The 25,608-nt window shown below is 50.8% G+C and carries 25 protein-coding genes; 17 read left to right on the top strand and 8 right to left on the bottom strand.

The features are described from left to right. Positions 1-47: 47 nt before the first annotated feature. Positions 48-245, bottom strand: coding sequence for a hypothetical protein (locus tag CJA_RS10085; RefSeq protein WP_012487683.1), 198 nt, complete (start codon positions 243-245; stop codon positions 48-50). An 87-nt stretch (positions 246-332) separates the two neighbouring features. Here CJA_RS10085 and ttcA point away from each other — a divergent pair, with 87 nt between their 5' ends. Then, complete coding sequence (gene ttcA, locus CJA_RS10080; RefSeq protein ID WP_012487682.1) at positions 333-1,241, top strand: tRNA 2-thiocytidine(32) synthetase TtcA; 909 nt, start codon at positions 333-335, stop codon at positions 1,239-1,241. Positions 1,242-1,263: 22 nt separating this feature from the next. Here ttcA and CJA_RS10075 read toward each other — a convergent pair whose 3' ends face one another. Beyond that, a complete protein-coding gene (locus CJA_RS10075) occupies positions 1,264-1,776 on the bottom strand; it encodes a hypothetical protein (protein ID WP_012487681.1) in 513 nt (170 codons plus the stop codon). A gap of 296 nt (positions 1,777-2,072) precedes the next feature. Here CJA_RS10075 and ald point away from each other — a divergent pair, with 296 nt between their 5' ends. Continuing rightward, the gene (ald, locus tag CJA_RS10070; protein WP_012487680.1) at positions 2,073-3,182 is read left to right on the top strand and encodes an alanine dehydrogenase; all 1,110 of its coding nucleotides are present in this window, start codon (positions 2,073-2,075) and stop codon (positions 3,180-3,182) included. A 129-nt stretch (positions 3,183-3,311) separates the two neighbouring features. Next, a complete protein-coding gene (locus CJA_RS10065) occupies positions 3,312-5,774 on the top strand; it encodes an EAL domain-containing protein (RefSeq protein ID WP_041551433.1) in 2,463 nt (820 codons plus the stop codon). 21 nt (positions 5,775-5,795) lie between these two features. Here CJA_RS10065 and CJA_RS10060 read toward each other — a convergent pair whose 3' ends face one another. Both CJA_RS10060 and fliK read right to left on the bottom strand, forming a co-directional pair. Then, the gene (locus CJA_RS10060; protein ID WP_012487678.1) at positions 5,796-6,098 is read right to left on the bottom strand and encodes an EscU/YscU/HrcU family type III secretion system export apparatus switch protein; all 303 of its coding nucleotides are present in this window, start codon (positions 6,096-6,098) and stop codon (positions 5,796-5,798) included. A gap of 12 nt (positions 6,099-6,110) precedes the next feature. Then, entirely contained in the window at positions 6,111-7,820 is a 1,710-nt protein-coding gene (fliK, locus tag CJA_RS10055; RefSeq protein WP_041551432.1) for a flagellar hook-length control protein FliK, read from the bottom strand. A gap of 283 nt (positions 7,821-8,103) precedes the next feature. Between fliK and ccmA the strand changes: the two genes are divergently transcribed. The 8 genes from ccmA to CJA_RS19875 all read left to right on the top strand — a co-directional run bounded on the left by ccmA (position 8,104) and on the right by CJA_RS19875 (position 13,790). After that, positions 8,104-8,769 (top strand): cytochrome c biogenesis heme-transporting ATPase CcmA, encoded by a 666-nt coding sequence (gene ccmA / locus CJA_RS10050; RefSeq protein ID WP_012487676.1) that lies wholly within the window; start codon positions 8,104-8,106, stop codon positions 8,767-8,769. Further along, entirely contained in the window at positions 8,769-9,470 is a 702-nt protein-coding gene (gene ccmB / locus CJA_RS10045; protein WP_012487675.1) for a heme exporter protein CcmB, read from the top strand. The genes ccmA and ccmB overlap by 1 nt, the downstream gene beginning before the upstream one ends. A gap of 71 nt (positions 9,471-9,541) precedes the next feature. Next, on the top strand, positions 9,542-10,306 hold the full coding sequence (locus CJA_RS10040; RefSeq protein WP_012487674.1) for a heme ABC transporter permease: 765 nt from the start codon (positions 9,542-9,544) through the stop codon (positions 10,304-10,306). 3 nt (positions 10,307-10,309) lie between these two features. Next, positions 10,310-10,504, top strand: a complete 195-nt coding sequence (gene ccmD / locus CJA_RS10035; RefSeq protein ID WP_012487673.1) for a heme exporter protein CcmD — start codon at positions 10,310-10,312, stop codon at positions 10,502-10,504. A gap of 65 nt (positions 10,505-10,569) precedes the next feature. Further along, positions 10,570-11,034: a cytochrome c maturation protein CcmE gene (ccmE, locus tag CJA_RS10030; protein WP_012487672.1), complete on the top strand. Its 465-nt coding sequence runs from the start codon at positions 10,570-10,572 to the stop codon at positions 11,032-11,034. Further along, positions 11,024-13,042: a heme lyase CcmF/NrfE family subunit gene (locus tag CJA_RS10025; RefSeq protein ID WP_012487671.1), complete on the top strand. Its 2,019-nt coding sequence runs from the start codon at positions 11,024-11,026 to the stop codon at positions 13,040-13,042. The genes ccmE and CJA_RS10025 overlap by 11 nt, the downstream gene beginning before the upstream one ends. Continuing rightward, entirely contained in the window at positions 13,035-13,583 is a 549-nt protein-coding gene (locus tag CJA_RS10020) for a DsbE family thiol:disulfide interchange protein (protein ID WP_012487670.1), read from the top strand. The genes CJA_RS10025 and CJA_RS10020 overlap by 8 nt, the downstream gene beginning before the upstream one ends. Before the next feature lie 72 nt (positions 13,584-13,655). Beyond that, positions 13,656-13,790, top strand: coding sequence for a hypothetical protein (locus tag CJA_RS19875; RefSeq protein ID WP_012487669.1), 135 nt, complete (start codon positions 13,656-13,658; stop codon positions 13,788-13,790). An 89-nt stretch (positions 13,791-13,879) separates the two neighbouring features. Here the strand turns inward: CJA_RS19875 and CJA_RS10015 are convergent, their stop codons facing one another. Beyond that, a complete protein-coding gene (locus CJA_RS10015; protein WP_012487668.1) occupies positions 13,880-14,848 on the bottom strand; it encodes a GGDEF domain-containing protein in 969 nt (322 codons plus the stop codon). Between the two features lie 13 nt (positions 14,849-14,861). Beyond that, positions 14,862-15,479, bottom strand: coding sequence for a histidine kinase (locus CJA_RS10010; protein WP_012487667.1), 618 nt, complete (start codon positions 15,477-15,479; stop codon positions 14,862-14,864). A gap of 372 nt (positions 15,480-15,851) precedes the next feature. On the opposite strand from CJA_RS10010, the gene CJA_RS10005 reads away from it, so the two are divergent. The 6 genes from CJA_RS10005 (at position 15,852) to CJA_RS09985 (ending at position 23,075) form a co-directional block, all read left to right on the top strand. After that, the gene (locus CJA_RS10005; RefSeq protein WP_012487666.1) at positions 15,852-17,942 is read left to right on the top strand and encodes a M3 family metallopeptidase; all 2,091 of its coding nucleotides are present in this window, start codon (positions 15,852-15,854) and stop codon (positions 17,940-17,942) included. A gap of 80 nt (positions 17,943-18,022) precedes the next feature. Beyond that, complete coding sequence (locus CJA_RS19870) at positions 18,023-18,922, top strand: peptide ABC transporter substrate-binding protein (RefSeq protein WP_012487665.1); 900 nt, start codon at positions 18,023-18,025, stop codon at positions 18,920-18,922. Beyond that, the gene (locus CJA_RS19865; protein WP_012487664.1) at positions 18,892-19,629 is read left to right on the top strand and encodes a peptide ABC transporter substrate-binding protein; all 738 of its coding nucleotides are present in this window, start codon (positions 18,892-18,894) and stop codon (positions 19,627-19,629) included. Before CJA_RS19870 ends, CJA_RS19865 begins: the two co-directional genes overlap by 31 nt. Before the next feature lie 11 nt (positions 19,630-19,640). Beyond that, positions 19,641-20,576, top strand: coding sequence for an ABC transporter permease (locus tag CJA_RS09995; protein ID WP_012487663.1), 936 nt, complete (start codon positions 19,641-19,643; stop codon positions 20,574-20,576). After that, a complete protein-coding gene (locus CJA_RS09990; protein WP_012487662.1) occupies positions 20,576-21,457 on the top strand; it encodes an ABC transporter permease in 882 nt (293 codons plus the stop codon). Before CJA_RS09995 ends, CJA_RS09990 begins: the two co-directional genes overlap by 1 nt. Before the next feature lie 4 nt (positions 21,458-21,461). Then, positions 21,462-23,075 (top strand): ABC transporter ATP-binding protein, encoded by a 1,614-nt coding sequence (locus CJA_RS09985; protein WP_012487661.1) that lies wholly within the window; start codon positions 21,462-21,464, stop codon positions 23,073-23,075. 69 nt (positions 23,076-23,144) lie between these two features. On the opposite strand, the gene CJA_RS09980 is transcribed toward CJA_RS09985, so the two are convergent. Together CJA_RS09980 and gloB are read right to left on the bottom strand one after the other, a co-directional pair. Continuing rightward, positions 23,145-24,704, bottom strand: a complete 1,560-nt coding sequence (locus tag CJA_RS09980) for a lytic transglycosylase (RefSeq protein ID WP_012487660.1) — start codon at positions 24,702-24,704, stop codon at positions 23,145-23,147. A gap of 209 nt (positions 24,705-24,913) precedes the next feature. Further along, positions 24,914-25,549, bottom strand: a complete 636-nt coding sequence (gloB, locus tag CJA_RS09975; RefSeq protein WP_012487659.1) for a hydroxyacylglutathione hydrolase — start codon at positions 25,547-25,549, stop codon at positions 24,914-24,916. Positions 25,550-25,608 lie beyond the last annotated feature (59 nt).

The following is a 25,608-nucleotide window of genomic DNA, read 5'->3' as shown; positions in this document are numbered from 1 at the left end:
TGGGGCAATCCCCGCCGCGAACATACTTATTTATGGATGTGGATTGATCATAGGCCGCACCATTGCTGGTGTATAGCGGTATTCGGCAGATTGTCACCTGAATCGGTATTGGGTTGCTCCGGTTGAAAGTTTCGCGCAGATGGCGGCAAATCCTTGCCGGGCGTTGTGCTGAAAATAACCTGCTGGGGGAAGGTAACGGCAAGCTTGCCGGATTCGTTTTTCTCTTTATCGGATTCGTTTTCCACCGGGGCTTAAAATCCGTACAATGCGCGCCTTGTTTCAAGTCGGGCTGCCTATGGGCCCGGCTTGCCAGTAACTCCAGGGTACCCGGCATGACCAGTCTCAATCAACGCAAAGATCGCCTCGAATTCAACAAGTTGCAAAAGCGCCTGCGCCGCCAGACGGGCAGTGCCATTGTGGATTACAACATGATTGAGGATGGCGATAAGGTGATGGTATGCCTGTCCGGCGGTAAGGACTCCTACACCATGTTGGATATCCTATTGAGTTTGCAACAAACCGCGCCGATCAGGTTTGAGCTGGTTGCGGTGAATATGGACCAAAAGCAACCGGGCTTTCCCGAACATGTACTTCCCAATTACCTGGCGCAGCTGGGCGTACCTTTCCATATTATTGAGCGCGATACCTACAGCATTGTGAAGGAGGTAGTGCCGGAGGGGAAAACAACCTGCGGTCTTTGCTCACGCCTGAGACGCGGTACCCTCTACGGGTTTGCCGATGAAATCGGGGCGACCAAGATTGCCCTGGGCCATCACCGCGATGACATCATTGAAACCCTGTTCCTGAATATGTTCTATGGCGGCAAGCTTAAAGCCATGCCGCCCAAACTCTTGTCTGATGACAAGCGCAATATCGTGATTCGCCCCCTGGCGTATTGTGCAGAGGAAGATATTGCTGAGTTTGCCCGATTGAAAGGTTTTCCGATCATTCCCTGCAACCTTTGCGGCTCCCAGGAAAACCTTCAGCGCCAGGCAGTAAAAGAGATGCTGCACGCCTGGGAGCGTCAATTTCCGGGGCGCACAGAGACGATCTTCACGGCAATCCGCAACGTCCAGCCATCGCAGTTGGGGGATCTGGAATTGTTTGATTTCGTTAACCTGGCCATCGATAAAACCGCCACCGCCGTGGAGGATGCGTCGGATGCCTGTGCAGTACCCAACTGGCATCGCCCGGCACAAGAAGAGGTGGTTCAGTATGTGGATGTGTTGGACATCCATTGATAGGTGAGCAGGAAAAGCGGGATCAGGCAGCACGCATACGCTTATCGCGTAATATCCATTTGCGATAGCTGTGCAGAAAGCTGGCAACACTGTAATTCCCATCCTGCTGTCGGCTGCCATTATCAAAATCCCTGGCCCAGGTATTGGCCATGGCCGTAACATCCTTCAGGTCAGCAGATGAGACGTTTGCCCCCCAGTAAATAGCCCAGGCGATTGCCGTGGCATAGAGCAGGTTGGTCACCAGCTCCTGGTGCGGTGCTTTGAGGAACCCCTGCTGGCTGGCAAGCCCACGCACGTTGGACGCCATATCGGGACTGCGGATCAGTATTTGATCCCAAACCTGCTGGTGCCGCTCCGGGGTGATGTGATAGAGACCAAGCCCCCCGCTGACCGGACAGCAACATTGAAAACCTTGCGACGATTCCCTGGCGGCGGTGCCCAACAATAACAATTCCATCGCCGGATCTTCTATCCCCAAGTGCTTCAGGCAGGGACGGATAACATACTCTTGCAGCTCGGCAGCGTGATTGATCATGATCGCTCGCTTTATTAATACCTGATTCCCAGTACCACTCATATTGCGTGACAATAAATAACTTGGGTGACAATTTTCGTCATCTATTAGCACGTAAACCACTAAGTGGTGATTTTTTGTACCGTTTTTTGGCGTATTTTCCTGGTTGAATAGTGTGCAGCATAGGTCATGCCAGTCCGCCCTGGTGGCAGATGTAATCCTTACCCTGATGCAGGCACTGCCATCCATGGCTGGCTATACTCGAACTACAGGGTCTTAAATGTGCTTTGAAAACAAGGGTGTTTGCGGAGGTCTTCATGCATTTGGGTGTACCGAAAGAAGTGAAAGCGGGGGAAAATCGCGTAGCCATGACACCGGCGGGGGTGGCGGAATTAACCCGCCTGGGGCATCAGGTACTGGTTCAAACAGGTGCAGGTATTGCCGCAGGTTTTAGCGATATGGATTATCAGCGGGCAGGTGCGCATTTATCAGCGTCCATAGCGGAGGTGTATGCGTCCGCCCGGCTTATCGTCAAGGTAAAAGAACCCCAGCCCTCTGAATATTCGCTGTTGCAACCTCATCATGTGTTATTTACCTACCTGCATTTAGCCGCTGATCCTGTGATGGCTTCGGCGCTACTGGATTCGGGCGCCAGTTGTATCGCCTATGAAACGGTCAGGGATTCCCAGGGGCGTTTACCCCTGTTAGCGCCCATGTCAGAAATTGCCGGACGCATGGCCATCCAGGCTGGCGCCCATCACCTGGAGGTGGCGCAGGGGGGAAAGGGGATTCTATTGGGTGGTGTTCCCGGTGTTGCTCCCGCGCAAGTCGTGATCCTGGGGGCCGGTGTGGTTGGTTCCCAGGCGGCGGCTATGGCATTGGGATTGGGGGCGCAGGTCACCATTGTCGATACATCACTCGGGCGCTTGCGCCAGCTGGATGAACTCTGGCGTGGTCGTTTGCAAACTGAATATGCTACCCGGACCAGGATTGCGGAGTTGGTACAGGGGGCGGATTTGGTTGTTGGTGCGGTACTCAATGCAGGCGATGCGGCACCCAGGTTGTTGGAACGGGACGATATTGCCCGCATGCGTCCGGCCAGTGTCCTGGTCGATGTGGCTATAGACCAGGGGGGGTGTTTTGCAACTTCACGCCCGACCAGCCACCAAAATCCGACCTATGTGGAGGAGGGGGTAATTCATTACTGTGTCGCCAATATCCCCAGTGCAGTTGCCCGCACCGCAACGCTTGGTCTCACTAATGCAACACTCGATTATGTACAGCGTTTGGCGAAGGCGGGACTGGATACTCTCAAATCCGATGCAGGATTTGCCCAGGGGTTGAATGTTTGTCGAGGTGCGGTAACTCACCCGACAGTGGCTTCAGCATTAAATAAGCGCTATCAACCCATCGAGCGTGTTGTATAAGAAGTAGGCCGTTACTGATTTTTTATATGGTCTAAAGTTATAGCGTTTCGTCTAAATTTGAATATTGCACTATACTCAGCCGTCAGTAGCAGCACGCCAACGATACCGATTCCTGGAAACCCATCGTCAATGAGAGACAAAGCCCCATCCTTTTTTAACGGCATCTCATTCCAGCTTGCCAAGATCGGCATCATTCTCGCCTTTGTGTTGAGTTTTTTGCTCAGCTCCATCCAGCTCTATCTGGATTATCTCAACCAGCAAAAAGAACTGGAAAACCTGATTGACCGGGTGATCCAGGTGGCCACGCCACCGGCAGTTCGCTCGGTATCCACCCTGGATGATGAATTGTCTTACGAGGTGGTTAATGGGCTATTACGCTATGGTTTTATCTATGAGGTAGTGATCTACGATGACACCGGCAATATCCTCGCGCAGGGGAGTAGCCCCCGTCCGGATTTACCGACCCGTTGGCTGACCGGCAAGATCAGTGAAAATACCCGCGAATATACTGCCACCTTGCTATTGCCCGGTTATACCGATGGCACTGCCGGAAGCATCCGCTTCTATGTAGACATGGATATGGCCCTGGAGGGTTTTTACAACCGCTCCAAAACGGGAATGCTGACGGGTATTTTTCGCAATATGTTTTTGGTATTACTGCTGTTTTTTGTTTTCTATTTCACCCTGACCAAACCCCTGGTGCGCCTGTCGCGCGAAATCAACAGCATTAACCCCGATCATCCCGGGGTAAATCGCCTGACTCCCTTACCCTCGCAACGCAAGGATGAATTGGCGCAATTGATTGCCAGCTTTAACCAATTGCTTGATGTGGTGGAATTATCCCTTGCCAAGCGTCGTGCCGTTGAGCTTGCCCTGCGCAAGAGCGAGGAGCATTTGCGGCAGATTATTGATCACTTGCCCGTTATGATTGGCGCGCGCAACATTGCCGGCTACTACCTGTTTGCCAATAAGGCACTGGCCAATGAGCTGGGGTATACCCCCGAGCAAATGCGCAATTTGCATGTGCGCCAACTTTTGAAAAATTCGGTGTTTGATATAGACACCATGCTACAAAACGATTATCGCGTGATTCGCGGCAATGAAGAGCTGGATGTGATAGAAGAGCGTTTTATCACCGCCTCGGGCAAGCAACTGTTCTTGCAAACACACATCATGCCACTGGCATTTTACGATGAAAAAGTAGCGCTGATTGTATCGGTAGATATTACCGAGCGTAAAAATGCCCAGGCCAAAATGGAATTTATGGCACACCATGATGCACTGACCGGTTTACCGAATCGGGTACAACTGGTGGAGCGCCTGGAGCATGAATTGCGCCGCGCTGAGCGTCACGGCTATTACGGGGCGGTGTTGTTTATCGATCTGGATCAATTCAAAAATATCAATGACTCCCTGGGCCATCCGGTGGGCGACAAGGTGCTTGAAGTCGTGGCAACGCGTTTGCAGCAGTCTGTACGCGAAGAGGATCTGGTGGCTCGCCTCAGCGGTGATGAGTTCGTGGTAGTGCTTACCGTGCTGGATCAAAACATGGAAACTGCCGCACTGCGCGCCGGTGAAATCAGTGAAAAAATCCGCAGTATTATTTCCCAGCCCTATGTTTACGACAGCATGGAGTTGCGCGTGACCTGTAGTGTGGGTGTGGTGGTTTATCCGGATAAAAACAATTCGGTACATGAATTGTTGCGTTATGCCGATACTGCGATGTACCAGGTAAAAGAAAAGGGCCGTGATTCCATTGAGTTTTTCAATGAGGAAATGGCCGATAAAGTCAGCCGCCAGCTGGTGATGGAAGGTGACCTGCACCGGGCATTGGAGGAAGGGCAGTTTGAGCTTTATTACCAACCCAAGATGGATGTGATCTCCAGCCGGGTTGTGGGAGCCGAGGCGCTCTTGCGCTGGAAGCATCCAACCAAGGGTATGGTATCCCCGGTGGATTTTATCCCTGTACTTGAAACCTCCGGCATGATCATCGATGTTGGCCAGTGGGTACTGGAGGATGCCTGTAAAACCCTGGTGAAATGGTCAGAACAAGGGCTTTGGCACGAGGGCATGAAACTCAGTATTAATATCAGTCCGCGCCAGTTCCGCCGCGCGGCCTTTGTGCAGGATGTGATTGATACCATCGAGCGCTTCCCGATCCCACCCAACTCCCTGGATATGGAAATTACCGAAGGCATAGTGATACAGCGGGTAGAAGACGCTATCGCCACCATGACGCTGTTGAGCGACAAAGGGATCAGTTTCTCGCTGGATGACTTTGGCACCGGCTATTCATCCATCAGTTATCTTAAACGCTTACCGGTCAGCACCCTGAAGATCGACCAGGGGTTCGTGCGCGATATTATTGTCGATCGCAACGATCGGGTATTGGTGGAAACCATCATTACCATGGGTAACTTGTTAGATATGGAATTGGTGGCGGAAGGGGTTGAGGAAGCGGAGCAGCTGGCGATCCTGAAGGCCTTTGGTTGCCATTTTTATCAGGGCTATTTGTTCAGTATGCCGGTTGAGTTGGCAGTATTTGAATCTATCTTGCGCACGGATCAGCAGCGTATTCTCGAACCTGCCTGACATCCATGCCGATACAGGTTCTTAAAGTGCGGGTTTTGCGGAGGGGATATCCTCCGCTGTCTTTCCTTCCAGTTGATACGCAAAGGCGATGATATAGGCCACCGCAATATAAAGTGCTTCGGGAACCTCATCGCCCAATTCCAGGTTGACCAATAAATCCACCAGCGATGGATTGTCACACAAAGGAACGCCATGTTCCTGTGCGATGGCAATAATTTCCTCGGCAACCTTACCAGCACCTTTTGCCGTCACCTGGGGCGCATTGACTCCATCATAAAAGAGTGCGACAGCCTTCGCCGGTTTAGCCTGTTGTGATGTCTTCATGGAGGACTTTTCTCAGGTTTTAACATCCACCAGTGCATAACCGAGGGACATTTTGGGTTGTGGTGGCAAGCCCTGCAGGCATTGCAGGCTTTTGATCATCAATCCTTCCTTTTCCAATTGTGTTTGCAATTGTGCGAGCCTTGCCCGTGTTTTTTCCAGGGTGGCAGGGCGCTCCGCCCAAAAATTGGCGGAGAGGTTTTCGCCCAGCAGGGTCAGCTGTACATAGAATTTGCCAACACTGGATAAATCAAAGTTCAGCATGACTTGCCATTGGCGAACCTTGTTGTTTGTTTCCTGTTGTTCCCGGGTTTCATCGTCAACCCAGTGGTATTCCAGCAGCAGTTGCAAATGTTGCAGTTCCTGCCCCTGGCGGAGGGGAATATCCAGTTGGAAGGATTGCCCAGGCAATGGTGTGTCCGCCTGTTCCTGCTGGTAATTGAGTGCATGGAGTTGTTGCAGTTGAATCTTGGCAAGGCTGCCCAGGGTTTGCTGGTGTAATAACATCAGTAATTGCTGGCGTAATACTTTGTGGTCGGTGCGCGCATCCTGTCCTCCGGCGCTATGCATTCCCATCAGCAATACAAATAGGTTTGCTAATGGTGATGTTGGTTGCGTGCCCAGAGTGTTAAGTGGGTGTTGACCTGGTGTAACGGGTAGGGCGAGGCTGGTGAGTTCGGTTTCCAACAAGTGCAGCAGGTTTAACAACCCGGCTTTTACGTCCTGTCGTACCAGCGGCTGGATATTGGGTATTTTGCCTCCGCTACCAGGTCCAGGGTTATTGGTTATGCCTGCTCCATTTTCTCCGCCCCTGGTCTTGCTGGTTAGTGCATTACCGGTGTTGCCGGTTGCCAGTTGGCCAAGTTTATGCTCGAAGAAAACCCCGTTATTGCGCAGCGCTTCTCCCAGTAATTTGGGATGCGTCAATTGTGGTTCGCTACGCAATTGGTTGGCGAGGCTATTTAATGCCTGTTGCAGCTGGCTCGATAGCCAATTGCCTCGCTCCTGTGTCGGAATCTGGCGTGTCTGCTGGATGAATTGTTCCAGCTGATCGAGCAACCCTGTCTGCTGGTCTTTATACGGCAGGAGATTTAGCAAACTGTTCCGCAGCCCCTCCAGGGATGATGCCTTTGGATCTGTGGGTAGGGTGGGGGGATTGGTTGCAGTCGGAATGGGTAATGGTTTTACTTGGGTTAACAGGATTTTTAATTGCTCAACGGAAAGTGGCTGGCTACTTAAACCTGGCAACTGCGCTTGTACCCCGGTGGCCAGTGCGCCCTGGATAACCAGGCGGTGGTTGGCGTCCAGCTTAAGCAGTAGGGTTTGGCCTGTATCCAATGGCAGGTTGGTGTAAAGCACAAGGCCGGCCAGCTTATTGGCCAGCGATGTATTGACGGGCGATGTGTTGGATGGATTGGCTAATGCCTGCAGGTTAACCCAGTGCAATGGCGTGGACTGCACCAGCGCCTGCTGGGCGAGTAGCTGGTTAACCAGCGCTTTGGCGGCGGGGCTGGTTGATGCCTGGTTAACTTGCTGTAATTGCTGGTTTATCCGGGACAGCAATTGGGCTCGCTCTTCACCAGTGACGTTGGTTAATTGCTGTACCTGGGCCAGAAATTGATCACCCAGTTTAATGCCCAGCACCTTGCTCAGTACCTGCACTTGCTCTACCTGGCGCTGTTGCAGGTTATTGAGCAGGCTCTCGTTGACTTTGCTGAGATCCATGGGCACTAATCCACAGGAGTAAAAGGTGTCTGCAGGGATATTTATAGCGCAACCGTTAAAAATGCGATTTACAGCTGCGCAGGGTCGGGCGAGGTGTTTATAATCGCCGCTCGCCCGTGAGTATAGCGGCAAAATATGCGATAACTGAATGCTCGTAGCGACTGGCGCCGATATGAATCTTATATGGGCGAGTACAGTAAAGCCTTTTCGCGACCGCCGAAGCAGATCAGGTATAACCAATAACGACCGTGCACCTGTTAGCAACCCTGATTGAGAGATACTTTTGAGCCAATCCTCACCCCTGTTGGAAATCCGTAATCTCGCTCTGGAGCGAGATCAGCGTTTGCTATTCACGGGTTTATCCATGGCATTAGGCGCTGGCGAGATTCTTCAGGTGTTAGGCCCCAATGGTGCAGGAAAAACCAGTTTGTTGCGGGTATTGGCGACAGTTAGCAATGATGTCAGTGGCGACATTCTCTTCCAGGGAAAATCCATTGCCACCCACCCCTGGGATTACACCACCCGCTGTCTCTACCTCGGGCATATGCCCGGTATTAAAAAAGCGCTCACCCCTCTGGAAAACCTGTGTTGGTACACTGCCCAGCTGCCTGTGCGCATGGCAATTGAGGAAGCGTTGGCCAGGGTAGGGCTGGCAGGTTATGAAGACACGGCCTGCTACCAGTTGTCGGCGGGCCAATTGCGCAGGGTTGCCTTGGCGCGCCTGTATTTATCCCGTGCGGATGTATGGATACTGGATGAGCCTTTCACTGCCATCGACAAGCCGGGTGTAAAAGCGCTGGAATCCTTGATGCTGGAACAATCCGGCCGTGGTGGCCTTGTGATACTCACGTCCCACCAGGATTTAAACCTGCCAGGTCTGCGCCAGTTAAATTTGCTGGATTATCGGCCCGTCCCTGCCGGTCGCTACGCTAGTGGAGAGAAGGCCTGATGAAGAGCTCTCCTGCCGCTATTCCCGGTGTGTTCAGCGGTTTTCTCGCCAGCCTGAGGCGCGACTGGTTAATTGCCATTCGCCACGGCGCAGATTTGCTGAATCCGCTGGTGTTTTTCCTGATCGTTATTACCCTGATTCCCTTGGGAATCAGTCCCGAAAAGAAGGTCCTGGCGATGCTTGCCCCCGGTATCCTCTGGGTGATGGCCCTGCTGGCAACTATGCTCTCCCTTGACGGTCTATTCCGCAGCGATTTTGAGGACGGCACCCTGGAGCAAATCCTGATCAGTCCCCAACCGGTTTATTTTGTGGTGTTAGCCAAAGTATTGGTGCATTGGCTGACAACCGGTGTACCCATTGCGCTATTATCCCCGCTGCTGGGGTTGATGCTGAGCCTACCGGGACAGGGCTATTTGCCATTGGTGTTCTCCCTGTTGCTGGGCACGGCCGCTATGAGCCTGATAGGGGCGGTAGGGGCAGCCCTAACCGTATCCTTGCGTAAGGGGGGGTTATTGCTGTCGCTAGTCGTGATGCCCTTGTATATCCCGGTGTTGATTTTCGGGGCTAGTGCGGTGCAGTCAGCGGTGGGATCCAACCCGCTGGCAATGCAGCTGGCTGTTTTGGGAGCCATGCTGGCACTGGCGTTGGTGTTGGCACCCCTGGCAGCGGCTGGCGCGTTGCGCATTAGTAGTAACTCATGAAATATCAATTAGTTATCGATGTAACGTAAAGTCAAAAAGCAATAATACAAACAGCTGAAGAGACTCGGATTATGGCTTGGCAATGGTTTCACCGCTTGGGATCACCCCGTTGGTTCTATGAAAAAACAACTCCCTGGCTGCCCTGGCTGAGTCTTGTCAGTCTGGTCTTGTTACTGGGTGGCGGTATTTGGGGGTTGGCCTTTTCCCCGGCAGACTTCAAACAGGGTAATAGTTATCGCATTATCTATATCCATGTGCCTGCCGCTTTCCTGGCCTTGGCGGGCTATTACATCATGGCGATTGCCGGTGCCATTGGCCTGATTTGGAAGATGAAACTGTCATTCATGGTGATGAAGTCGGCAGCCCCCCTCGGCGCGGTACTGACTTTTGTCGCTTTGGTGACCGGGTCCATTTGGGGCAAGCCGACCTGGGGAACCTGGTGGGAGTGGGATGCCCGTATCACGTCCATGTTGATTCTGTTTTTCCTGTACCTGGGCATCATTGCGTTACAGCAAGCCTACCAGCATCGCGATAGTGCCGATAAAGCCAGTGCAGTTCTGGCATTAGTGGGCACTGTGAATATTCCGATCATCTACAAGTCGGTCGATTGGTGGTACACCCTGCATCAGCCTGCCAGTATTAAATTTACCGGTAAGTCCACCATAGATCCCTCCATGTTGTATCCCTTATTGACCATGGTAATTGGCTTCTATGTGTTTTATGCACTGGCGCTACTGCTGTATACCCGCCTGGAAATCCTGCGCCGTGAAAGTCGCACCCAATGGGTGGCCGACCTTGTCAATGCCAACGCCCAACAGTCACCTGGCGGGGAGTAAATCATGCAATTCCAATTTTCTGATCTTGTCGATTTTGTGGCTATGAATGGGCACGGGCCTTTTGTCTGGGCGGCCTATGCAATTACCCTGGTGGCGCTGGCGGTATTGATTGTCGTGCCTTTGGTGCAACAGCGCCGCTTCGTCCGTGCGCATCGCTTGCAGCAAAAGCGCGAGCAACAAGAGCGCAACCAATACTAAATACGAATAGAACCTTGCAACTGGCAACCGAGTGACTGCTTCAAATCTGGAATACTGGTGGTTTTATGCATCCCCAACGTAAACAACGGTTGATGATCGTGCTTTTTATTGTGGTGTTTTCTTCATTGGCAGTAGGTCTGATTGCCTATGCACTGCGGGAAAATATCAACCTCTTTTATCCGCCGAGCAAAATTGCTGCCGGGGATGTCCCCCATAACACCCGCATACGCGCAGGTGGCTGCGTCAAGCCGGGCAGTGTGGTGCGCTCCCAGGAAAATCTGGATGTGCGCTTTGTGATTACGGATGGTAATGCCGATGTTGTAGTGTCCTACACAGGAATCCTTCCGGATTTATTTGCCGAAGGCGAAGCGGCTGTTATTAATGGCATAGTGACAGAGGCCGGTGATATCCAGGCTAGCGAAGTGCTGGCCAAACACGATGAAACCTACATGCCGCCAGAAGTTGCTGAAGCGATGAAAGGCAAAGGCCAGCACCAGGCAACTTGCGGAGGATTAAACTATGGTGCCTGATTATTCGCTGTCATTTGGCGCCCTTGTTCCGGAGTTTGGGCATTTTGCGCTGATCCTCGCCTGTTGCTTCAGCCTGCTGCTGTTTGTGGTTCCTCTTTATGGGGCTCACCGCGGTAATCTCATCCTTATGCATTCGGCCCGCGCATTTGCGTCGGCATTTTTTGTGTTTGTGGCCATTGCCTTTGTGTGCCTGAGTTACAGTTTTGTTGTCGATGATTTCTCGGTGGCTTATGTTGCCAATCATTCCAACTCCCTGTTGCCGGTGTATTACAAAATCAGCGCAGTCTGGGGGGGGCATGAGGGTTCGCTGTTGCTGTGGATCCTGATGTTGGCGGGCTGGACGCTAGCTGTTGCTTTATTCAGCCGCTCCTTGCCGCTGGATATGCAGGCGCGGGTATTGGCTATCCTCGGGTTCGTGGGTATAGGTTTCCTGTTATTTATTTTGTTGACATCCAATCCCTTTGATCGCTTGTTGCCCCTGCCGCCTGCCGATGGAAAAGACCTCAATCCCTTGTTGCAGGATATTGGTTTGATCATACATCCTCCTGTACTTTATATGGGGTATGTTGGTTTTAGTGTTTGTTTCGCGTTTGCAATTGCCGCTTTGCTCACCGGTCGCCTGGATAGTGCTTGGGCGCGTTGGTCGCGTCCATGGGCTACTTTGGCTTGGGGGTTCCTGTCCCTGGGAATTGCCCTGGGCAGTTGGTGGGCTTACTACGAACTGGGCTGGGGTGGCTGGTGGTTTTGGGACCCGGTAGAAAATGCCTCCTTTATGCCCTGGTTGGTAGGGACTGCCTTGATTCACTCATTGGCCGTTACTGAAAAGCGTGGTTTGTTTAAAAGCTGGACAATTTTACTGGCGATTTTTACCTTCTCCCTGAGTTTGTTGGGAACCTTCCTGGTACGTTCCGGGGTTCTGACGTCGGTCCATGCCTTTGCAAACGATCCTGAGCGCGGTGTATTTATTCTGGGTTTCTTGTTGGTCGTGGTAGGTGGTTCACTGATCCTCTATGGCTTGCGTGCCCCGGTAGTGAAAAGTGCCGTCGGTTTTGGTTGGCTATCGCGCGAAACGCTGCTGCTATCCAATAACATCCTGCTCGTGGTGGTGATGCTGGCAGTGTTGTTAGGAACCTTGTATCCCTTGATTGCCGATGCGCTGAAGCTGGGCAAGATTTCCGTGGGTGCGCCTTTCTTCAACCTCTTCTTTATCCCCCTCATGGGGGTTCTCTGTTTTCTGATGGCGTTTGGCCCCCTGGCTAATTGGAAGAGCTCCAGTGTCGCTTATTTGAGGCAACTGCTTATAAAACCATGGATATTCAGCCTTGCGTTGGGGTTGTTATTACCTTGGCTGTATGAAGATGAATACAGTTGGGGTGCTGCGCTGGCCACGATGATTGGTTGCTGGATTAGCTTCTCTTTAATTACAGATCTGCTGTATCGCCTGCGTCATGCTGAAAGTGCGGCAGCGGGTTTACGCAAATTGAGTTTGAGCTATTACGCTATGGTTATTGCCCACCTGGGGGTTGCCGTGACCCTGATTGGTGTGTGCTACACCAGTATTTATAACGAGCATCGCGACCTGCGTATGGAGGTGGGGCAGAAGGTGGCTCTGGATAATTACGAGTTTGTGCTTGAGGAATTGGCTAAGGTGAATGGCCCTAATTACGTCGCGGATGAGGCGCGTATTGCGGTGTATCACAAGGGTAAGTTCCTTAAGCAAATGAAACCACAAAAACGTCGCTACCTGGCGACCAACAGTGTTATGACAGAAGTTGCCCTGGACCCGGGGTTATTCCGCGACCTGTATATCGCTATGGGGGAACCCCTGACCGATAATGCCTGGGCGATGCGTGTTCATTTCAAACCCTTTGTGCGCTGGATTTGGTTGGGGGCCATTTTTATGGCCCTGGGGTCACTGCTGGCTGTTGCGGATAAGCGCTATCGCAAGCTAACGAAAAAGGTTGCTGTGCCTGTAGGTGCTGGAACAGGGGTTCTGGCCAATGAATAAACAACGCCTGATGCTGTTTGCCCCGCTATTGGTATTCATTGTGTTGGCACTATTTTTCTGGCGCGGACTCTCCCTTGACCCTAATGCCATGCCCTCGGCTTTGCTGAACAAGCCAGTGCCAGCATTCAAGTTACCCATATTACCGGCTGATGAAAATCCTGCCGGGATTAAAGAAATGGATGAGTCGGTTTTTAAAGGGAAAATCAGCCTGATAAATGTATGGGCAACCTGGTGTGTTACCTGCCGTGAGGAACATGAATTCCTCAATAGCCTTCGCACCCAGGGGGTCGCTATTTTTGGAATTAATTACAAGGATGATAGTACTGCAGCCCAAAAATGGCTGCGCGATCTGCATAACCCCTATGTTATGAGTGCAATGGATGAAGACGGTCGCCTGGGGTTGAACCTGGGGGTATTTGGTGCACCCGAAACCTATATTGTCGATCAGCAGGGAATTATTCGTTACAAGCACATCGGTGCCGTTGATGCCCAGGTGTGGGAGCGGGATTTGAAACCGGTGATGGACGCTTTGACACGTTGATTTGATCTCCATCAAGAACCGGCACCATCGGGTTGATAGACTGAAATCGTCAGTCAATAGTGGAGGTGCCCTATGTATTTGGACAGTGTTGTATTGTTGAGCCTTGTGATTGTGGCGTTAACCTTTGCCATGATTACCTATGTTGGCTTTTATGCTTATAAACACATCAAGGCAGAAGCGGCGGTTGCTGACTCTTCAAACGAATAACCTGCAATCCTCCGCTGTGGTTTACCCTGTTAATCTCCCACCCCAAAGCCCGCCTTGTCAGCGGGCTTTTTGTTTGGCATTTGTTGGGGTTAATCTGCTGACAGCGTGCAACGATTGCGACCTGATTCTTTGGACTTGTACAGTGCATGGTCTGCTTTTTCAATCCATTGGCGATGATCATGCATATGGTCATTCAGCTCGGCTACACCAAGGCTAATAGTAAAGTGGATTTCATGACCTTCGGCATACACCGTTTGCTTTTCGATGATGCTGCGTAAGCGCTCAGCAATAACACAGGCACCATCACCATTGGTGCTGGTGAGAATAATGCCAAATTCCTCACCACCATAGCGCCCTGCAATATCCAGGTCGCGCACCTGTTCCTTAATGACCCGACTGACACAACGTATGGCTTCATCCCCGACCGTGTGACCGTAGTTGTCGTTGATTTTTTTAAAGTGATCAATATCCAACATAATCAGACTGGATGGGCTTTCATAGCGATCGTAGCGCTTGAACTCCTGGATCAGGCGCAGCTCCCAGTAACCGCGATTAAACAGGCTCGTTAAATGATCCGTGCGACTCAGGTTTTGCAGCTGCTTATTGGCGTGTTGCTGGGCAATTTTATTGACAGCAGTATCGGTAACGTCATAGATAATGACACAGATATGGTCAACCTCACCCTTGGTATTAACCAGGGGAAAGATGGTGCTGTTCTGGTACATGTAGTCGGCTGTGCCGGTAATGGGGCGGTAATGGGGGAAACGGAACAGGTAGGGGCGCTGCTCCCAGGTTGTAAAAGTTGCATTGTGTAATACAAAAACCGTTTGTGCTTTATGGCAGAACCATTCTTCCGATAATTCGGGAAAAACGCTAAACAGGTTGGCTCCCAGTACCGACTCGGGCGGTTTGCCACTGTGGTTTTGCATGAAATTGTTCCACATCTCAATTTCATAGCGCTCGTTCAGCACAATTAAACCCACATCAATGTTGTGTAATATATCCATGTGCCAGTGGATATCTTTCATGTTCTCGGGAGGGTTCGCACGCTTGGCCATTGTCGATTCGACTTCAATCCAGAAGGTAATTGAGTTTTTCCACCAGACCCGAGATCGAGTGCTCGGCAATCACGAGTAACAGGTCGCAGTTGATCTGGCGATTTTCTATAGCGTAGTTGATTTCAACCACCAGTGCCTGTTTCCACTTCATGTTATTGCTTTGCAGTAAGTCGGTAATGTTGCAGTGGTGTCCGAGCAACATGGGGGGGCCAAAACTGAAATTGGTATCCAGCTGCTCTGCCATACCGCGCAGGCAGGCCCCGTTGAGAACATTGGCAGTATCCATCAAGAGTTCATTTTGTGCCTGTTCATCGGGTATTCGATCATATTTGAGCAATTTGGCCAGATCGTTAAAGTCGGTACCATGGAAGATCAGCATGGCTTCCCCGGCAATCCCGCCCCCAATAAACCCTTGGCAAACACCATGGACAACATCGTCCTCATTCTCGCGGTTGAGGGACTGTAGTGCCATAGCAATATCGGTTGGGTTGAGGACGCTTACATGGGGGATGGATAGAACTACAAAGACATTTAACAAGCGTGCCAGACGATCACCGGCCTGGCCCATGGCCACATTGGTGATTTCTTGCAGACAGTCGCGTTGGTCTTCAGTCAGCAGGTAATCTCGCATAATGCAGGGAGTTATAAGAATTCGTAAGTTAACTCAAGCTTAGCAGCTATCTGCAAGAATGTAGGAAATCTTGCCAACGGAATACTGTCCGTTTCTGGGGGGATCAGGTTTGTACCCTCACCGGGTGGGGTGACGGGTTGCAGTTATGCACTTCCCTTGGACTAAGTACTTAAAAAACAAGGCTTTTATAGCACTTTGTTTGTCCGATAAAGTGTACTACCATGAGCCGCCCGCTCCCGCTCGATCGGCTGACAGAAGGGGGCAGGGTATCTAACAGGACACCATGGCGTATGCCTGACATGGCTATCAGTAGGTCGATTCCATGGTGCCCTGAAACCTGATTGATAAATGCTAGCTTTGGAAGGTGATTTGATGACCAGCACAGTGCACACCAGGGTGAATCCGCCTGCAATAACACAACGATGGAACAGCTTGCTTACCCCGGTATTGATGCTTGTGATGGTATTTATCACTGCTTGTAGTCAAAAAGACGAGACATCTGATACCGCTTCTGCCGTACCTGCAGTTGCAATCAGTTGGCCGACACCGGACGATCGGGAGGCTGCGTCCTATATCAAGGACTGTCAGTCAGATTACGACGCTGTGCAATCCCATCTTATCCCCCTGCGTGATCCACAAAAGTCCTATGAGGCATTGGTGTTGCTCAATGCCCTCAATGCGATAGACCTGTTGTTAGATAAACAGATGAACTACGCCAGCCTTTATGCCAATGTCCATCCGAATACTGCTGTGCGGGAGCAGGCCGAGTTTTGCGAGCAGCAATTTGTCGCGCTGATCAGTGAAATCAGTTTATTGCGTCCCATTTACGATAAATTGGTCAATGTGGATACCCGTCAATTGGATCAACAGGACCAGCGTCTTGTTACGCGATTGTTACGCGATTATAAACGCTCTGGTGTTGATAAGGATGATGCAACCCGTGCACGTATCAAGCAGCTGAATGAAGAGATCAATCAAATCGGGCAGACTTTTGATAAAAATATTCGCCAGGGAGCGCGTCAGTTGATACTTGGTTCTGTCGATGACCTAAAAGGTTTACCGCAGGATTATATTGATAACCATAAACCCAATAGCGAAGGGAACATCGTCCTGACCACCGCATACCCCGATTATGTTCCTTTCATGCAATATGCGGAAAATGATGAGTTGCGCAAGCAGTTTTATATTATCTTTCGTCAACAGGCTTATCCGGAAAATAAAGCCGTCTTACACCAGCTGGTCAGCAAACGCCATGAATTGGCACAGTTGCTGGGCTATGAAAATTTTTCCCAATATATTACCGAAGACAAAATGATCAAGTCTCCGGCCAATGCCCAGTCATTTATTGACAAGGTGTCTGCTATTGCAGACGAGCGTGCCCAGGTTGAATACCAACAACTCCTGAAACGATTGCAAAAAATTAATCCGGAGGCCAGCCAGGTAGCTGATTGGCAAAAAATGTATGTAGAGGCACTGGTTAAAAAAGAGGACTACCAGGTGGATGCCCAGGAAGTGCGTCAGTACTTTCACTACGCTAATGTGCGCCAGGGTATTTTTGATTTGACCCAGGCTATGTTTGGTATCCAGATCAAACCCTGGCAGACCGATACATGGCACACCTCTGTCAATGCCTATGAGATATGGGATGGTGAGTCCTTGATTGGACGTTTTTACCTGGACATGCATCCGCGTGAGGGTAAATACAAGCATGCTGCTGCATTTACTATTTTAAGTGGTGTCTCTGGTGTGCAGTTACCCTTGGCTGCATTGGTTTGTAACTTCCCTGGTGGCGACGGTAGTTCCGGGTTGATGGAACATGCTGATGTGGAAACCTTCCTGCATGAATTCGGTCACTTGCTGCATGCTATTTTTGGTGGAACCAAACAGCGCTGGGTGTATTTCTCGGGCATACGTGCGGAATGGGATTTTGTAGAGGCTCCTTCACAAATGCTGGAAGAATGGGTGTGGGATACAGAAACCCTGGCAACCTTTGCGCGCAATGATAAAGGTGAAGTTATTCCCCCGGCACTGGTAGAAAAGATGATTTCAGCACGTGATTTTGGTCGTGGTATGTGGACCAAGCACCAGCTGTTTTATGCGGCACTGTCATTGGGTGTATACAACGGCGATCCTGCTCAATTGGAACTGGATAATCTGATGGCGAAAATCCAGGCCAAATATTCTCCCTTTGGTTATGTGGATGACACTTATTTTTATACCAGCTTTGGTCACCTAAACGGCTATTCTTCGATTTATTACACCTACATGTGGTCATTGGTGATTGCGGCCGATATGCATGCGGAGTTTCTCAAATACGGGCTGCGCAATCCGGAAATTGCCCACAAGTATCGCACAACAGTCCTGGAGCCTGGTGGCACTAAAGATGCTGATCAATTGGTACAGGATTTCCTCGGACGCCCCTATAACTTTGATGCGTTTGCCCGGGATCTTTCCATCCATTAATAAATGAATGGCCGCCAGTGCGTGTGCTGGCGGCTCCAATCCAGTTGCTACTTCGTTGTTATCGAACAAAGGAGAATTTTATGAAACCCGGCCGCCTTGTCAGCTTGTTGGTCATCATCAGTCTTGGTTTATGGGGTTGTGAAGAGCGCAAAACGCTGGTGCAATTAGGCACAGAGCAGCAAATATTGCATCTGGGTAATGGTACTGAACCTGCCGGGATAGATCCGCATACCACCACAGGCATGCCCGAGTATCATTTGCAGATGGCGTTGTTTGAAGGGTTGGTTGCCAAACATCCGGAAACCCTGGAGATTATTCCGGCGGTGGCAGAGCGCTGGGAGGTTTCTGATGATGGTTTGGTATATACCTTCCATATACGTGACACTGCCAAGTGGTCCAATGGTGATGCAATTACTGCGCAAGATTTCGTGCAGTCCTGGAATCGGGCATTAATGCCGGCATTGGGCAACCAATACGCCGGCTCGCTATTTGTCATCAAGAATGCAGAGGCTTACTACCGTCAAACCATCAATGACTTTTCCGAGGTTGGTGTGCAGGCAGTGGATGAAAAAACACTGCATGTGACCCTGGAGAATCCCACCCCTTATTTCTTACAGCTGCTGGATCACCACAGTTTGTTCCCTGTCCATATTCCAACGATTAAGAAATTCGGTGCGTTGGATGACAATACCACGCCCTGGACGCGCGCAGAAAACTTTGTCGGTAATGGCCCCTTTGTGATCAAGGAGTGGACGCCGGCCAAGGTATTCTCTGTCATCCCCAATCCCTATTATTGGGATGCAGCCAGTGTGCGCTTAAAAGAGATTCGCTTCTACCCGGTGGATCAGGCATTGGTGGAAGAGCGCATGTTCAAAGCCGGGCAATTGCATAAAACCAATACCATGCCCAGCGAGAAAATTCCCGGCTATCGTGAGCGCAAGGCGCCAATATGTATTTTGGAACCTATTTCTATTTATTGAATGTCACCGCGAAGCCGCTGGATGATGTGCGCGTGCGCAAAGCCCTGGCATATTCGATTGATCGTGATGTCATTGTTCGCAACGTTGTCAAAGGTGGACAATCCGCTGCCTATAACTTCACACCACCCAATACCCTTGGTTACACCGCCGAAGCAAAAATGGTCTATGACCTGGAGCTGGCGCGCAAACTATTGGCGGAAGCCGGTTATCCGGATGGCAAAGGCTTTCCCAGGTTGGAGTTAAGTTACAACACCTTGGAAGATCACCAAAAAATTGCGGTTGCTATCCAGCAGATGTGGAAAAAGGCGCTGAACATAGATATCACCCTCAAAAACCAGGAGTGGAAGGTATTTATCAAAACCCAGCAGATGCTGGATTACCAGGTTTCGCGCATGGGCTGGATTGGCGATTACATGGACCCTTACACTTTCCTTGAGTTATTCATGACCGGGGCTGGTAATAATAAAACCGGGTGGGGTAATACCCGGTATGATGAATTGATTCGCCGCACAGCATCCGCCAAAACCCGCGAAGAGCGCTACGATTATTTCCAACAGGCAGAAGCCATTCTGGTTGACGATGCGCCCTTTATCCCACTCTACAATTACACAACAAATTACCTTCTGTCGCCGGATGTGAAGGGCTATTACCCGAACATAATGGATTATCATCCCTATAAATATATGTATCTGGAAGCGACCCGATAGGAGATGTTTGCATGTGGTTGTTTATTGTAAAGCGTCTATTCCAGGCGATTCCGGTGCTGTTCCTGGTCATTACTGTGACGTTTTTTATGGTGCGCGCCGCGCCCGGTGGCCCCTTCGATGCCGAGCGGGCTGTACCACCGGAAGTGCTCAAACAGCTTAACCAGCGCTATCACCTGGATGATCCATTATGGAAACAATATCTGGATTATTTATGGAATGTCATCCAGGGGGATTTCGGTCCTTCGTTTAAATATCCCACCCACAGTGTGAATGACCTGATTGCATCCGGTTTTCCTGCAACGCTGGAGCTGTCGTTGTATGCGATTGGTTTTGCATTATTGGTAGGCCTGTCTGCCGGTTTGCTTGCAGCTCTCAGGCGCAATACCTGGCAGGACTATATCCCCATGTCAGCCGCTATGATCGGTATCTGTATGCCGACTTTTGTACTGGGGCCCATTTTGTTGTTGATATTTGGTTTATGGCTGGGGTGGTTGCCCGTTGCCGGATGGGGCCAGATTCCCGGTGATAAAGTCCTGCCATCAATTACCCTGGGCACGGCCTATGCCGCGTATATTGCACGTATCTGCCGTGGAGGTATGCTGGAAATCCTGTCGCAGGATTACATACGCACCGCTCGGGCCAAGGGGCTTTCCAACCAGCGTATTGTATTAGTACACGCTTTGCGCGGTGGTATTGCCCCGGTGATTTCTTATCTTGGCCCTGCATTGGCTGGGTTGTTGGCAGGATCTTTTGTGGTGGAAACGATTTTCCAGATTCCCGGCCTGGGGCGCTTTTATGTCACTGCAGCCTTTAACCGTGATTACACCATGATCCTGGGATGTACTATTTTCTTTGCATTTTTAATTGTGCTGTTTAATTTACTCGCAGACATAGTACTGGTGTGGCTCAACCCGAAATTGCGCCAGGAGCTGGGAGGAAAACGCTGATGAAAACCCTCGTATTAGAGTATGGTGTAGAGCAGGGCAGGTCCCTGACCCAGGATGCATTAGCCCGTTTGTGCAAAAATAAAGTGGCAATGCTGAGTTTGTTTATCCTGTTGTTTATGATTTTGATCGCTATCCTCACTCCCTGGATTGCGCCTTATTCCTACGAAGAACAAAATCTTCTCCTGGGTGCATCACCGCCCTCTGCAGAGCATTGGTTAGGTACTGACGTACTCGGTCGCGATCAGCTGACACGCATTATGTATGGTAGCCAGGTATCGTTGATGGTCGGTTTTATTGCGACTGCCGTTGCGTTAACGATCGGTGTATTGTGGGGGGCGACAGCCGGGTTTCTCGGTGGGCGGGTAGACGCGGTTATGATGCGTATCGTGGATGTACTTTATGCATTGCCGTTTACTATCTTTATTATTTTGCTCACAGTCATTTTTGGCAGCAGTATGCTGTTGCTGTTTTTAGCAATCGGTGCTGTTGAATGGTTGACTATGGCGCGTATTGTGCGTGGCCAGGTGCTGAATATTAAACGCCAGGAATTTGTTGAAGCGGCGGTGGCGATGGGCCTGTCTCCCTGGCAGATTATTTCCCGCCATCTTATTCCTAATGTATTGGGTCCGATTATTGTTTACACAACACTGACAATCCCCAGCGTGATTCTATTAGAGTCGTTTTTGAGTTTTCTGGGGTTGGGTATCCAACCGCCTGCCAGTTCCTGGGGTTCATTGATTTCCGGTGGTGTGGAGACCATGGAAGAATATCCCTGGTTAATTTTATTTCCCGGATTGGTGCTGACGATCACTTTGTTTTCCCTTAATTTCCTCGGCGATGGCCTGCGTGACGCGCTTGATCCTCGCACCTCCAAGGATTAATACCATGACCGGGCAAGCATTATTGAATGTCGATAGTTTGCGTGTGGTATTCAATACCCGCGATGGCCAAACTGTCGCAGTAGAAGACCTGAGCTTTTCTCTGAATCCGGGAGAGGTATTGGGTATTGTTGGTGAGTCCGGTTCGGGAAAATCCGTGGCTTGTTATAGCCTGTTGGGACTAATCCCTTCACCACCGGGACAGGTTGAGCGCGGCCGTGCCCTTTTCCATGGTGAAGACCTGTTGCAGATGGGTGATAAGCAGTTGCGGGGTATCCGTGGCAACAAGATCGCGATGATTTTCCAGGACCCCATGACCTGTCTCAACCCTTATATGCGTGTTGTCGACCAACTGGTTGAAGTCCTGTTGGAACATCGCGATATCACCAGGCGTGATGCGCGCGCCAAAGCCATCGCGGCGTTGGATGAGGTAGGGATTCGCGATGCAGCCAAGCGTGTTGATGATTATCCCCATCAGTTTTCCGGTGGCATGCGCCAGCGGGTCATGATTGCCATGGCTCTCCTGGCGGAGCCGGAATTGTTGATTGCTGATGAGCCAACAACAGCGCTGGATGTAACGGTACAGGCGCAAATCCTGGCCTTGATCAAGGATTTGCAGCGTACACGTCAATTGGCGGTTATTTTTATCACCCACGATTTGGGGGTTGCTGCGCAGATGGCGGACCATATCCTGGTGATGGAAAAGGGGCGTTTGGTCGAGCAGGGCGAAACCAGCGCAATTTTCCAGGCTCCCAAAGAGGAGTATACGCGCAAGTTATTGGCGGCCGTATTGACCACGGCCAAGCCGGTTCCCAGTGCGGCTCGCCATGATGCGCCCGCCTTACTTTCGGTTAAACACCTTAACACCTGGTTTACCCAGCATACCGGTGTTTTTTTTCGGCGGGTCCTGAATCAGGTCAGGGGTGTTGATGATATTAGTATCCGTATCCAGCCGGGTGAAATCCTCGGCGTTGTCGGTGAATCTGGTTCGGGAAAGTCGACACTTGGGCGAAGTATTATCCGTCTGGTTGAACCCGATTCAGGCGAGGTTATTTTTGCGGGCACTGATCTTTTGTCATTAAATCCTGAGCAATTGAAACAGCGACGCTCCCAGGTGCAAATGATTTTCCAGGATCCCTACGCCTCATTGAATCCACGCATGACCGTGTTCGATACACTGGCAGAACCTTTGCTGCTGCATGGTATTGCTAACAAACAGACAGTCGTCGAGCAAGTGAACCAACTGATGGATGATGTAGGGCTGGATCGCCGTTTTATTCGCAAATATCCCCACGAGTTTTCCGGTGGCCAGCGCCAGCGTATTGCTATAGCCCGCGCCCTTGCTCCCAAGCCAAGGCTTATTATTGCGGATGAACCTGTATCGGCACTGGATGTGACTATTCGTGCACAAATTCTGGCTCTGTTGTTGGACCTGACCCAAAAGCACAATTTAACCATGTTGTTTATTTCACACGATATGTCAGTCGTGCGTTATCTGTGTGATCGCGTGATGGTCATGCAAAAAGGTAAGTTGATCGAAGCGGGGGATACTGAAACCCTGTTTGCCCATCCTCAACAGGAGTATACGCGTCAATTACTGGCCGCCATTCCAACGTTGTAAGGCGCTATATTTTCACCCATAAAAAAGCCCTCATACTGAGGGCTTTTTTATGGGGTTATTATGTGAAAATCAGTTTTGTGCAACGCGATAGATAGTGAGTTCCTGTCCCGGATGAATATAGCTTTCATCCTTTACCTTGTTCCAGCTCAGCAGGTCTTTCTGGCTTACGTCAAACCGGCTGGCGATGGTATAGAGTGTATCGCCAGGTTGGATGCGATAGGTAATTTTTCCATCTTTACTGGTGGCATAGCCGGCGCTCTGGGCAACAACCAATTTCTGGCCGGGCTTGAGTGCGCTCTTGGCGTCGAGTTTATTCCATTTGAGCAAGGAGGCTAGTTTGACACCGTGTTTTTTCGCAATTGACCAAAGGTTATCGCCAGATTTGACGGTGTAATAACGATTGGTAACGGCTTGCGATTGCTTGGCTGCCAATTCTTTTTCAATCTGGGCGATATAGCTGGATTCGATAATGGCTTGGCCGGGAATTGCCAACTCCTGGCCGATACGCAGGTTGGTGTTTGTTAAATGGTTAACTTTCTGTATTGCAGCGACGCTGGTGCCAAAACGGCGGGCAATCGCGCCCAGGGTATCGCCGGATTTCACCCGGTAGTTACTTTCCGTCTTGATGGGGCCGAGGGTTGGCAGTTGTTCCAGGGCCAGGGCCAGGGCAGGGGCGTCTGCAACGGGAACCAGTAATTCTTTTGTACCCGGCGCGGCGGTGATCCATTTGATATGGCCGGCATTCAGTAGGCGCAAATCCTGGGGATTCAGGTTGGCTATACGCGCTGCCTGCGCCATATCGATCGGCCCCGGGATATCGATGCGTGTGAAGTAGGGCGCATCCACGATAGGCTGGAAGCTGAGATCGTACTTATGCGGGGTGGCAACCACTTTGGATAATGCCAGCAACTGCGGCACATAGGATTGTGTTTGCTGTGATAATGGCAGGGACCAGAAATCTGCTTTTTTACCGGCGCGTTGATTTTTGGCAATCGCCCGCTTTACCGTTCCCTCCCCGGCGTTATAGGCGGCAATTGCCAGAAACCAATCGCCGTCAAACATATTGTGTAACCGGCTCAGATAGCGAATGGCGGCATCGGTAGAGGCAACAAGGTCGCGTCGGCCGTCGTACCACTGGTTTTGCTGCAGTCCAAAACTGCGTCCGGTATGGGGCATGAATTGCCATATACCGGCGGCTTTACTGGGGGAGTTGGCAAGCGGGTTATAGGCACTTTCGACAATCGGTAACAAGGCCAGTTCGAGCGGCATGTTATTGGCTGCCAGTTCGGACTTGACGTAGTAGAGATAGGGTTTGCTTTGCTCGGCGATCTTATCGATATAGCGCTGGTTGTTGGAGTACCAGCGGAGGTAGTTGCTAACTTTGCTGTCTTCGACCTGGGGCAGGCCAAAGCCTTTTGGCAGTTCTTCCCAGAGATTGGCTTCGGCTTTTTCTTCGGGTTTGTTGTTGTCTTCTTTTTTGGTTTTTGTTTTTGCTACCGGTGCGGGGGCAGGTGTTTTGTGAGTAGCGCTCTCTTTGGCTGTCTGGAGATTACTACAAGCAGCAAGGCTGAAAAGACAGACAAGCGCTAAATATCGGGTCCAAAAGGGCGGTCGGTTGCAAATCTTCATAGTGATGAATCTTATGTTGATTATGGCCTTAGGCGATTCTGTTAGCAGAATTCAGGCTGTTTTCAGGAAAAACATCCTAAAAAATCAGGGATGCTCAATAAAAATAACGAAAAAATAAGCAATGGCAGAATTGGGATTTCGGGATTCTAGGGACATAGATTGCCCCGGTCAATCCTTGGGCGTGACGCCTGACACAACCTTAAGCACTTTTAGCGCCAAGTGTCTTTCATCAGGCGCAGGGCGCCGAAAACCTTGGCCGGAGTTTCAAAGGTGTCTGCAAAGTGATTTTCGACGACATCCCGAATGCTGCGTAAATGACAGCGCAAAAATGGATTCGTGCGTTTTTCAAGGCCAATAAAACTGGGTAGGGTGATCTGTCCTTGCGCTCGCTGGGCTTCTACTGTCAGGAGTCGCTGCTGTAATTCCCGGTTGTCAGGCTCTATAGCGACTGCAAAGCGCAGATTGTCGAGGGTATATTCATGGGCGCAGTACACCAGGGTTTCTTCCGGCAGGGCAGCAAGGCGTTCGAGGGATGCCCACATGTCCTCTGCTGTCCCTTCAAAGCGTCGCCCGCAGCCACCGGCGAAAAGCGCATCGCCACAGAAAAGGCTGGGCGGTTGCAAGGCATCACCGGGGGTGGGTATAACGTCAAAGTGCATCCCTGCCAGGTCTATCCCATCCCCCGCTTTTAGCGGGATATTAATAGAGGGGATACGCTGGCTGAATGGTCCGTAGACGGGTAGCTGGTTGCCATAATGGTGCTGGAGATCATCTATACCACCAATATGGTCGCGATGGTGATGGGTCACCAGTATGGCATCTAATACCAGTCCCCAGCTTTCCAATGTATTGAGTACCGGTGTGGCATCACCTGGATCAACGATCAGGGCCTGGGGGGGAGTGG

It is taken from the genome of Cellvibrio japonicus Ueda107 (assembly GCF_000019225.1).
GTDB lineage: Bacteria > Pseudomonadota > Gammaproteobacteria > Pseudomonadales > Cellvibrionaceae > Cellvibrio > Cellvibrio japonicus.
This window is presented reverse-complemented; position numbering and strand designations above follow the sequence as displayed.